This window comes from Litorivivens sp., from assembly GCF_041625495.1.
Lineage (GTDB): Bacteria > Pseudomonadota > Gammaproteobacteria > Pseudomonadales > Spongiibacteraceae > Litorivivens.
Map to the genome: position 1 here is coordinate 1 of NZ_JBFJTH010000139.1, position 10,196 is coordinate 10,196.

The 10,196-nt window shown below is 55.8% G+C and carries 11 protein-coding genes and 1 pseudogene; 11 read left to right on the forward strand and 1 reads right to left on the reverse strand.

The features are described 5' to 3' along the window. The 11 genes from ABYP39_RS14300 to ABYP39_RS14350 form a co-directional block, all read left to right on the forward strand. Window positions 1-787: carotenoid oxygenase family protein (locus ABYP39_RS14300; RefSeq protein WP_372783177.1), on the forward strand; the 787-nt coding region annotated here is incomplete at its 5' end. Window positions 788-802: 15 nt separating this feature from the next. Further along, window positions 803-1,957, forward strand: coding sequence for an acetyl-CoA C-acyltransferase (locus ABYP39_RS14305; protein ID WP_372783179.1), 1,155 nt, complete (start codon window positions 803-805; stop codon window positions 1,955-1,957). A gap of 8 nt (window positions 1,958-1,965) precedes the next feature. After that, window positions 1,966-2,409 carry a lipocalin-like domain-containing protein gene (locus ABYP39_RS14310; protein WP_372747339.1) on the forward strand — a complete coding sequence of 148 codons (444 nt, stop codon included), beginning with the start codon at window positions 1,966-1,968 and terminating at the stop codon, window positions 2,407-2,409. Next, the gene (paaN, locus tag ABYP39_RS14315; RefSeq protein WP_372783181.1) at window positions 2,406-4,103 is read left to right on the forward strand and encodes a phenylacetic acid degradation protein PaaN; all 1,698 of its coding nucleotides are present in this window, start codon (window positions 2,406-2,408) and stop codon (window positions 4,101-4,103) included. Before ABYP39_RS14310 ends, paaN begins: the two co-directional genes overlap by 4 nt. Before the next feature lie 73 nt (window positions 4,104-4,176). Then, complete coding sequence (locus tag ABYP39_RS14320; RefSeq protein WP_372758346.1) at window positions 4,177-5,112, forward strand: winged helix-turn-helix transcriptional regulator; 936 nt, start codon at window positions 4,177-4,179, stop codon at window positions 5,110-5,112. Between the two features lie 204 nt (window positions 5,113-5,316). Further along, complete coding sequence (locus tag ABYP39_RS14325) at window positions 5,317-6,198, forward strand: alpha/beta hydrolase (protein ID WP_372783183.1); 882 nt, start codon at window positions 5,317-5,319, stop codon at window positions 6,196-6,198. 81 nt (window positions 6,199-6,279) lie between these two features. After that, on the forward strand, window positions 6,280-6,693 hold the full coding sequence (locus tag ABYP39_RS14330) for a group II truncated hemoglobin (protein WP_372764285.1): 414 nt from the start codon (window positions 6,280-6,282) through the stop codon (window positions 6,691-6,693). Window positions 6,694-6,881: 188 nt separating this feature from the next. Next, window positions 6,882-8,393, forward strand: a complete 1,512-nt coding sequence (locus ABYP39_RS14335; protein WP_372749416.1) for a wax ester/triacylglycerol synthase family O-acyltransferase — start codon at window positions 6,882-6,884, stop codon at window positions 8,391-8,393. Between the two features lie 33 nt (window positions 8,394-8,426). Beyond that, a complete protein-coding gene (locus ABYP39_RS14340) occupies window positions 8,427-8,723 on the forward strand; it encodes a putative quinol monooxygenase (protein ID WP_372749417.1) in 297 nt (98 codons plus the stop codon). Between the two features lie 15 nt (window positions 8,724-8,738). Next, a complete protein-coding gene (locus ABYP39_RS14345) occupies window positions 8,739-9,077 on the forward strand; it encodes a hypothetical protein (RefSeq protein ID WP_372783185.1) in 339 nt (112 codons plus the stop codon). A gap of 5 nt (window positions 9,078-9,082) precedes the next feature. After that, window positions 9,083-9,736: a heme-binding protein gene (locus tag ABYP39_RS14350; RefSeq protein WP_372764286.1), complete on the forward strand. Its 654-nt coding sequence runs from the start codon at window positions 9,083-9,085 to the stop codon at window positions 9,734-9,736. 13 nt (window positions 9,737-9,749) lie between these two features. Here the strand turns inward: ABYP39_RS14350 and ABYP39_RS14355 are convergent. Beyond that, a pseudogene (locus tag ABYP39_RS14355) lies at window positions 9,750-10,196 on the reverse strand (hypothetical protein); the annotation flags it as partial.

The window sequence follows — 10,196 nt, forward strand, 5'->3', positions numbered from 1 at the left end:
AGAGTTGCCAGGGCCGCGTCTGCCCCACGATATGGCCTTCACCCAGAATTATTTTGTGCTGCATGATCTGCCGGTGGTGTTCACCGAGCAGGCGCTGAAGCAGCACCAGTGGTCCATAGAAATAGCGAATCAGCCCACACGGTTTGGGGTAGTGCCGCGCAACTGCAAGGGAGAGGTGAAGTGGTTTGAAACCGACCCCTGCTATATCTATCACGTGATCAACGCGTGGGAAGAGGGCGACGAGATTGTCATGCTGGGTTGCAAGATGGTGCCCAATGTCCATGTAAATGGTGCAGCCTACGGGCCTTACCGCGCCATGGTAGAGGTGTTGGCTTTAAACGCTGTGCCTAGCGAATGGCGCATGAATCTTAAAACCGGCAAATGCACGACCCACGATCTCGATGATGCCATCGGTGAGTTTCCCAGCATCAACTTAGATGTTAGTGGTCAGCAGAATCGCTATGCCTATGTGCAGGCCATAGCCAAAACCGATACCCTGAAGTTCGAAGGCTTCTATCGTTACGATTTCAAACAAGGCAGCAAAACGGCCTACTTTTACGAGCCGGGTATGTGCGGCTCGGAAGTGGCCTTTGCACCGCGTATTGGTGCAACCGAAGAAGACGACGGGTATGTGGTTGGTCTGTGTAGCCACGAAGGTACGGGTGAATCCGAATTTCGCATCTGGGATGCCCGGGCCATCGACAAAGGCCCGCTGGCACGGGTGCATCTGCCGGTGCGGGTACCCGCCGGTTTTCACGCCACTTGGGCCGATGCCCGCGACTGGTAGGGAGTCAATAGATTGATGGAAGCCTATCTGATCGATTGCCTGCGCACACCGCGCACTAAAGCGCGAGAAGGCGGTAGCTTGTCTACGTTGCCTCCGGCCAAACTGGTTGCCTCAGTCACAGCACAGCTGAAACAGCCCCTCGACCGTGTAGGTGCAATGATGCTCGGCTGTGTTGGACAAATTGGCGCGCAGGGAGGCAACGTTGCCCTGCAAAGTAAATTACACTCTCGTTTGCCGGAAAGCTGTACCGCCATGACCCTGAACCATTTCTGCGCCTCGGGTCTGAGCAGTATTGGTCTGGCCGCCAATGCCTGTGCCTTGGGTCAGTATCAGCAGGTGCTGGCCGGTGGGGTGGAGTGTATGTCGCAGGTGGCTTTTATGGCGGACAAAGCCCACTACTATCAAGATGCCGAGTTGGCGGTGGATGAACGCTATATCCCCGTGGCGCTGTCTGCCGATATTCTGGCCACCAGAGAAAACGTGTCTCGCGATGAGCTCAATGCCGTTACCCTGCGCTCGCATCAGCGTGCCGCAGCGGGTGAGCGTTATCAAACATCGCGCATCAAGGTACACGACGCCAGCGGCGCGGTACTGGCAGAACAGGATGAATGTATACGCGCGCAAACAACGGTAGACAGTTTGGCTGCCATGCCGCCCGGCTTTGAGGTCATGGCTAAGCCCTACCAGTCGATATTGAACGAGCGCGAGATCGATTATCGACACAGCTTTGCCAACGCACCGCCGATGGTCGATGGCGCCGCGGTGGGTTTGATTGCCGGCGCGGAAGGCAAATCACAGGCGCGAGCGCGCATTCTTGGCTGGCTGGATGCAGCGGCCAGCCCCGCAGACTCGCTGACCGGTGGCATGGCGGCGATGGACACCTTGTTAGCGCAGCTGGGGGTATCCCTAAACGATGTAGACCGTATTGAGTTTATGGAGGCCTTTGCGGTGGTGCCGGTGTTGTTTGAACGTCGCTACGGCATTAACCCCGACAAGATCAACGTAAGCGGCGGGCATTTAGCCAAGGGGCATCCGATGGGCGCTACCGGAGCGGTATTGCTGTCAACACTTTGTGATGTGTTGGAACAGGATGATTGTAGCCTGGGCCTGGTGGTAGCAACCGGCGCCGGCGGCGTTGGCTCGGCAATGCTAGTGGAGCGATTGAAGTGAGTGCTGATGTGATAACAATAATTGATCACCCCATTGTTGGCGGTTGGGCGCTGGAATCCTGGACCATCAGCCTGGGTGATAAAACCAGCTATCCCTTTGGTGAAAAGCCCGTGGGGCGCATTCTGTACACCCCGGATGGTCAAATGAGCGCCACCATTGCCCGCGCAGACCGGCCGGTCTTATCCAACCCGGTACCTGCCAAGGCACCAGTTGAAGAAAAACTCGCGGCTTTCGATAGCTACTTTTCATATGGCGGTGCCTTTCACATCGACGGTGAGGACGTGGTGCACAGGGTTGAGCTGTCACTGAACCCAAATTTTGTCGGTAGTGAGCAACGGCGGCGAATGACATTCGAGGGCGATTCACTTAATGGTAAGCACCTGACTTTGTCCGCGGATGAGCAAACCCCCAAGGGAATTAAACATCACCGTATTCGCTGGAGAAGAGTATGAGTGTGGCTGAAAGTATAAGCATGAGCAGCAATCTTTTTCAGAAACATGAAGCGCGTTTTAGCGCCGCACGCAAAGCCTGTAAGGAGCGTTTTCACTGGTCTCCCTTTCCCGAGGCTGCTGCGCTGGTCACTAATAACGAAGCGTTGAGCGAGCAGGCAGAGCAGACTTTTCAGGCTTTGCTCAACCAACCGTTTGATATAGCGCTGCCCGGCATAGTGGATCAGGTAGGCGATGAAATTTCACCCTACACCTGCAAACCCTTGGGTATCACCTATCCGCGCTGTAACCCCGACACACTGTTTAACGCAGCCGAAATCGCCATGCCAGACTGGGCCGCCCTGAGTCCGGAGGCGCGCATCGGTATATTACTGGAGGTGATCGACGCACTCGAGCAGCAGGTGTTTCTGATGGCCAAGGCAGTGATGCATACCGCCGGCCAAAGCCCCAATATGAGTTTTACTGGAAGCGGTGTAAACGCGTTGGACCGTGCAATTGAAGCGCTGGTTTACGCCTATGAGGCGATGAGCTTTACGCCCACCAACGCGCGCTGGGAGCGTCAGTTTGGCAAAGCCACTATTAGCCTGGATAAAACCTACCGGCTGGTACCGCGCGGTGTGGCCGTGTGTTTTACCTGTGCCAGTTTTCCCACTTGGAATGCCTGGCCGTCGATGATGGCTAGTCTTGCTACCGGCAATCCAGTTATCGTCAAGCCCCATCCCGGGTCGGTATTGCCGATGGCGCTCAGCGTTAAATGCTTTCGCGAAGTGTTGGCAGCCTACGGCCAGAATCCGGATCTGGTCACCCTGCAACTGGATACTCGCAACGAACCGCTGGGCAAAGTATTGGTTAAACACCCGAAAACTGCCATTGTCGATTTTACCGGCAGCGCTCAATTTGGCAGCTGGGTAGAACAGAATGCTCACCCCGCCTTGTGTTTTACCGAAACCGCCGGCGTGAATACTGTGGTGCTGGATTCCTGCAAGGATCTTGATGCGGTTATCCGCTCACTGGCTACCACCATGTGCATGTTTTCCGCGCAGATGTGCACCAGCCCCCAGAATATCTATCTGCCCAAACAAGGCGTGCGCGAAGGTGATCACTGGGTCGGTGCGGATGAGGTGCGCCAGAGGCTTGCAGATGCCATATGCGCTATCGCTACCAATCCGCGTAAGGCCGCCATGATTATGGCCACGATTCAGTCGCCAGATACCGAAAAAATGCTGGATCAACTGGCACAGCAGGCCGAGGTTATTTTGGCCAGCAGTGTCTACGAGCATCCCGATTACCCCAATGCGCGCACACGCACACCGCTAATGCTCAAGGTAACTCCAAACCAGCGTGAGCTGTATCTGGGAGAGCGCTTCGGGCCGGTATCGTTTGTGATTGAGTGCGAGGACGCGAGCGAAGCCTTGCAACAGGCCACGCAGGATGTGCGTGCTGCGGGTGGGCTTACGGCGTTTCTCTATTCCACGAACGAGGCGTTCATCGCGCAGGCCGAGCAGGCATACGCTCGTGCCGGTGCCCAACTCACAATAAACCTCACCGGCCCCATGCCACTGAATTTTGCAGCGGCCTACAGCGATTTTCACGTCACGGGCCTGAACCCGGCAGGAAATGCCTCGCTTACCGAATTGGGTTTTGTCGCCCAGCGGTTTCGTATTACCCAAAGTCGCCGACAAAAGGATGACCGATGAATGATGATGGTTCAGCGTTTGCGCTGGCGCGGTGTTACGATGCGCTCATGACACAGCTGCCTACATGACTCAAATGCCCAGATCAACGCCTGGCCAACCGGTCTCTACAGACCAGCCAATCGATAACCCATTGTTGCATGCGCGCGCGATAAGCCGGGCACTGGGTGTGGTGGGTGACCGCAGCTCACTGCTGTTGGTTTATTGGGTATTCCTCGGTCGTTTTCGCTTTACCGAGCTGGTGAAATGCACGGGCTTGTCGAAAAGCCTAGTCAGTAATCGTCTGAAGCGGCTCGAAGAGCAGGGCGTGCTCGAGCGTCGCAGCGTAAACGGCACCAACGAATTCCACCTCACCGAAATGGGCAAAGACCTTTACGACGTGGCGCTGGCCATTATCTACTGGGACAAACGCTGGCACTTTACCGAAGGCTGCCTCACCCACCACCTAAAGCACCACCAGTGCGGCAAGGAATTCAGCCCCATACCCAGCTGCGCACAGTGCGACACCCCGTTTACGGCCCGTGCCTGCGACTGGCACTACGGCCCCGGCACACCGGATGAAAGCCTTGCCAGCGACATGCCTTCGCGTCGCTCGCGGATTGCGCCTTCGGCACTGGATGCCAAACACCCCATCATGGACAGGACTCTGGAAATACTCGGCGATCGCTGGACAGCTCTTACCATTGCCGCCGCTTTCTACCGCGTGCGCACCTTCGGCGGTTTTCAGCAGGCGTTGGGTATTGCCACGAATATTCTCAGCAGCCGCCTTTCCCGCCTTACCGAACTTGGCATCTTCACCCGCAGTGGGCAGGGTCGTGCCGAATACCGCCTGACCGAAGAGGGCCTCTCGCTCTTTCCTGTCATTGTCACCCTCATGCGCTGGGGTGATCGCTGGTTTTGTGACGCACCGGCGTTGATATTAAGCCATCGCAGCTGCCAACAGCCTCTCGTCAGTGCCATGAAATGTGATCAGTGTGGTGAAGCGATCGGTTTTGCGGATTTTTATTACTGAGTTTCTTTTGGCTCGCGGTAGATTTTTTCAGTCAAAATATTTGTCGCTGGTTTCAGGCTGTAGCGAGGGCTCAGACACAGGCATTGATTGCAATCCCGCGGTCCGTTGAGAACTAAGCGTGTAAAACGTTTGAGACCCACGCGCCGCAGCACGCTATTCTAACTCCACGTTAGACGAGCAACACGAGAGTCAGGGAGACGCACCATGCGTACAGATCTTGAATTTAAATCTGACGGAATAACATGCGCCGCTTGGTTATATCGGCCAGCGTCCAGCTCGCCTAGTCCCTGCGTGGTAATGGCTCACGGTTTCTCAGCTGTGAGGGAGCAAAGGCTGGATGCTTACGCGGAGCGGTTCGCCCAAGCGGGTTGTGTCGTATTGCTGTTCGACTATCGCCACTTTGGAGCCAGCGCCGGTGAACCGCGTCAGCTTTTGAGCATTCGCCGCCAACTGCAGGATTGGCAGGCAGCGATTGCAGCGGCGCGCGCACTACCCGGTGTCGACCCGGCACGTATAGCCATCTTTGGGAGCTCGTTCAGTGGCGGCCATGTTCAGACATTGGCGGCACGTGACCAGTCAATAGCGGCGGCAATTGCACAAGTACCTTTCTGCGATGGGTTGAGAAATCTGCCAGCGCTTGGCATAGGCCACTCACTGCGCTTGACGATGGCTGGCCTGTGGGATGTGTTAAGAATGATTCTTGGATGCAAGCCCTATTATATCGGTGCCGTGGGCAATGCTGGCGATCTTGCGGCGATGGTGACGCCAGATGCGGTTGCAGGCTTCGCGAACATGAACCCGAGTGGCTCTACCTGGCGCAATGAGGTAGCCGCACGGGTGGCACTAACGCTGGGTTTTTATCGTCCGGGGGCGGAGGCCGCCAAGATAGCTTGCCCCATTCTCTACGCCATTGGAGAGCAAGATCTGATAACGCCTGCGCGCTTTGCACATGACGCAGCTGGCCGTGCACCGCGCGCCGAGGTTAAGTCGTATCCCTGTGGTCATTTCGATGTTTACGTTAGTCCGCTGTGGGAGAAGGTGATTGATGATCAGATCGAATTTATTGTTAGGCACTTACAACCCTGATCAATATGATCATAATCATTGGGGTCAGAGTCGTTCAAACCGTTGGGTCTAATCAATGCGCCAGAATCCGTTGAAATCTTTATGAATAAACCTTCCCCGGCTTACGGCACTGGCGACTCGTCATACAAAGCCGCAGGTGAACTTTCTGGCCTGATCAGGCTTGTGGATGCGTTCTACACATATATGGAAACGCTGCCTGAGGCTCGGGTTATCTTGCAAATGCATTCGGCTGATCTTGCACTTTCACGTAAGAAGTTGGCCTATTTTCTGTCGGGCTGGTTGGGTGGCCCAAGGCTGTACGCGGAACACTTTGGTTCTATTGTTATTCCAGCGGTTCACAGGCATTTGTCGGTGGGTTATGCGCAGCGCGACGCCTGGCTCTTATGCATGCAAAGAGCCATTGCTGATCAGCCTTATGACGAGTCCTTTAAGGTTTATCTTCTAAAACAGCTGCGGGTGCCGGCGGAAAGGGTCAGAGCGGCATGTCATGTGTGAAATTATCGAGTGTTAAGCTTTGGCAGCGCCCCACCGTTGGAAGAAATTGCCATTATTTTTGTTGACCCACGCCAGCCATTGAACTCCCCGCCGAATTGCTGTATTCCATTATCTTTGCCAAAAGAATTGCGCAGCGATTTTTTCGCGCACTAGCGCACACCAGAATATAACAACAGGCAGAGGTGACGATGAAAAAATTGAGTATGGTGGACAAGGGCTTTCTGCTGGCAGAAAACCGTGAAATGCCCATGCATGTAGGCGGGGTAAGCCTTTTTACCTTGCCAGAGGGTGTGGATGAACAAGAATTCCTCCACAACTTGGCGCATACCATTCGCAATACCGATGCGTTGTTGCCGCCCTTTGGGGACAGGCTGAAGTTGGGGCGTGCGGGACTGATGGGTAATGCCCAGTGGGAGCCGGACCCGGCACTGGATATGGAATACCACGTGCGCCATTCAGCTTTGCCCAAGCCCGGACGCTATCGCGAACTCTTTACTCTGGTATCGCGTTTGCACGGTACGCTGTTGGAACGCAGTCGGCCCTTGTGGGAAATGCATCTGATCGAAGGCTTACAGAACCGCCAGTTTGCGGTCTATACCAAAACTCATCACGCGGCGGTGGACGGTGCCCGCTCGGTGCATATTTCTCGCAGTATGCTGTCGTCAGACCCAAATTATGTGCTGGAAAATTCGCCCCTCTCGCTGGAATCTTGGCATCGTTACAAAGAGGCGCTGCTGGCTGGCCAGCAGGGTCTGCCCACGGAGGAGGAGCTGCGCAATGTAGCGGATATGCTCAAATCCACCTTTGATAGCAGCGCCAATCTGTATCGAGCGCTGAAGGGCTTTACCAAGGCTTGGGCTGGGCGGGGCGGCGATCTCACCCTGCCGCATTTGCGTGTGCCTGGCAGTGTGCTGAACAGCCGGGTGGATGGCGCGCGCCGCTTTGTCGCGCAGTCGTGGCCCTTTGCGCGTATCCATCGCCTAGGCAAGGCCTATGGCGGCACCTTTAATGATGCGGTGCTGGGTATGTGTGCGGGCGCTCTGCGTACGTATCTGATCAATCACGCGGAACTTCCCGATCAGGGCCTGAAGGCCATGGTGCCGGTTTCTCTGCGTCAGAAAGGCGATGTGGATTCGGGCAATGCGGTGGCGGCCATCAGTGCTGATCTCTCGACCCATATTGCAGACCCGGCAGAGCGCATTCGCGCCATTATGGCGTCGGTACAGGCGGGCAAAGCGTTTTACCAGGGTATGTCACCGAAGGAGGTGGAGCTGGTCAGCATGCTGATGCAGTCACCCTCCGCGCTATTTATGCCGCTCGGGTTAACGCCGCGGTTGCCACCTTATAATGTCGCGATATCCAATGTGCCCGGTATTCGCGAGACCATGTACTGGAACGGCGCGCGCATGGACGGCTCCTACCCGTTGTCGATAGTGACCGATGGTATGGCGATGAACATTACCCTGGTGACCTATGGTGAGAATGTGGATTTCGGCATTATTGCCTGTCGTCGTTCGTTACCGCAGGTTCAGCGGCTAATCGACTATATGGAAGAGGCGCTGTGTGATCTGGAAGTGGCTGCCGGGTTTAACGATGCTGCGAACGAGGGAAAATCCAAACCGCGCCGTAAAGCGGCGGCGCGTAAAAAGAGCGTGGCCAAGAAAAAGGTAACCAAGGCCAAGACCACGACAGAGGCATAGAGAAGCCGGACATTGCTGCTTGCAGGAGGGGTTATGATTATCGTGCATGGCAGTGTGACGGTGCCGCAGGCGCGCCTGTCTGAGGCGTTGCAGCTCAGTCAGCAGCACGTAGCGCGCTCGCGCGCCGAGTCCGGCTGTATTGAGCACGGTGTGTATCAGGACCCGGAGATTGCCGGGCGGCTGGTGTTTGTTGAGAAATGGGCCGACGAGGCCGCGCTGAAACAGCATTTCGCTGTGCCTGCCTCAATTGCCTTTGTTGACGAGATAAGTGCCTTGGCCACCGAGCCACCATCCATTTCGCTTTTTTATGCCGACGAAATCTCCATTTGAACGCGATGGCTGTCTGTGGTTCTTGCACATGTTCATGCCTCGGCGCGCGACGTCATAGCTATGTGGTTGCGGATTGTTCTCGGTGACCCATTGCTGGCGATTGATAAGCCGGAGCAGATAAAGGCTGGGGTTGACACCGCATTTGATGAGGCTGGTGAACCCGATGATATGGCTGTGTTTACGCGGTATGAGTCAGGCGGCCTGCATTGCGAGTTGTGTCTCTATTTTACACCCGCCGCTGCGAGTGTGGCGCGGGCGCTAAATGCGACGCCCTGTAAAGCCCCTGAACCTGATGGCCTGAGTCTGTTGGCTGGTTCGCAGCGGGCCTTACGCTTACTTTTTCCGGAGTGCTGAAAGCGATGACGAGATCAATCCCTGCGAGCCAGATGGCTGGCCGATGCGCGGCGCGTTTTCTTGCTTTTGTATTTCTTTTGACGGGAGCACACGTGATGGCGGTGGAAGAGGCCGAATACACCGTGGTGGTTGATGAAAAGCCCTTTGAGCTTCGTCAGTACGCGCCGCATATTCTCGCGGAAACGTTGGTAGACGGCGATTTTGAAGCCGCTGGCAATGAGGCCTTTGGTCGCCTGTTTCGCTACATTTCCGGCAACAACGAGGCCCAGCAGAAGGTCGCTATGACCTCGCCAGTGGGACAGACCGCCGAGAGCGAAAAGATCGCTATGACCTCGCCGGTAGGTCAGGCGCAGAAAGACGGCAAGTGGGCGGTGAGTTTTATGATGCCGGCGTCGTTTACGCTGGAGACTACTCCTACACCAACAGATCCAGCGGTGGTGATACGACAGGTGCCGGCCCGCTATATGGCAGCCGTTCGCTATTCAGGCTTCTGGAGCGAGAAGGGCTATCGCCGAAATCTTGCCCAGTTACAGGCATGGATCGCTGATCAGGGCTATGTCGCCGAAGATGAGCCAATCTGGGCGCGTTATAATCCGCCCTTCGTGCCCTGGTTTCTACGGCGCAATGAGATTCTTATTCCAGTTGCCAATCCTGGGTAGTTCTTGCGCCTAGCTAGGCGAGCTTCCCCAAATGCTTGCGCTTAATGTGCCCGGCCGCATACAGCGAGTGCAGACTGTCGGCCAAGGTCTCACGGTGATGTCTAAATCTAAGCCCTAGCACCGTTTCAAATTTGCTGTCGTCACTTCGCACCCAGCGTGTAGCGTATTGGGTGCCTTCTGCCGTAATCGGAATGTTCACGCCAGTCAGCGTGATAAATGCATCTCCTAATATTCCCATTAGCCGCAGTAGTGGGCCGGGAATGGGCGCGTAGGGCAGGCGGCGTCCAGTCAGCTCATAAAGTGTGCTGATCAGCTCTTTCCATGGGTAGTAGTGACCGCCAAGTAGAATACGCTCTGGCCGATCGAGCTTTTCGAGTATGGCAACGCAGGCGCTGCCAATATCGCGCACATCGATAAACTGGATGCCCGTGCTGGTAACCACACCCATGCGCGAGCTGAA

Excerpts from the sequence above, each read along its gene's own strand:
- ABYP39_RS14305 (WP_372783179.1), top strand. The coding sequence starts at position 803 with ATGGAAGCCTATCTGATCGATTGCCTGCGCACACCGCGCACTAAAGCG.
- paaN (WP_372783181.1), top strand. The coding sequence starts at position 2,406 with ATGAGTGTGGCTGAAAGTATAAGCATGAGCAGCAATCTTTTTCAGAAA.
- ABYP39_RS14320 (WP_372758346.1), top strand. The coding sequence starts at position 4,177 with ATGCCCAGATCAACGCCTGGCCAACCGGTCTCTACAGACCAGCCAATC.
- ABYP39_RS14325 (WP_372783183.1), top strand. The coding sequence starts at position 5,317 with ATGCGTACAGATCTTGAATTTAAATCTGACGGAATAACATGCGCCGCT.
- ABYP39_RS14330 (WP_372764285.1), top strand. The coding sequence starts at position 6,280 with ATGAATAAACCTTCCCCGGCTTACGGCACTGGCGACTCGTCATACAAA.
- ABYP39_RS14335 (WP_372749416.1), top strand. The coding sequence starts at position 6,882 with ATGAAAAAATTGAGTATGGTGGACAAGGGCTTTCTGCTGGCAGAAAAC.
- ABYP39_RS14340 (WP_372749417.1), top strand. The coding sequence starts at position 8,427 with ATGATTATCGTGCATGGCAGTGTGACGGTGCCGCAGGCGCGCCTGTCT.
- ABYP39_RS14350 (WP_372764286.1), top strand. The coding sequence starts at position 9,083 with ATGACGAGATCAATCCCTGCGAGCCAGATGGCTGGCCGATGCGCGGCG.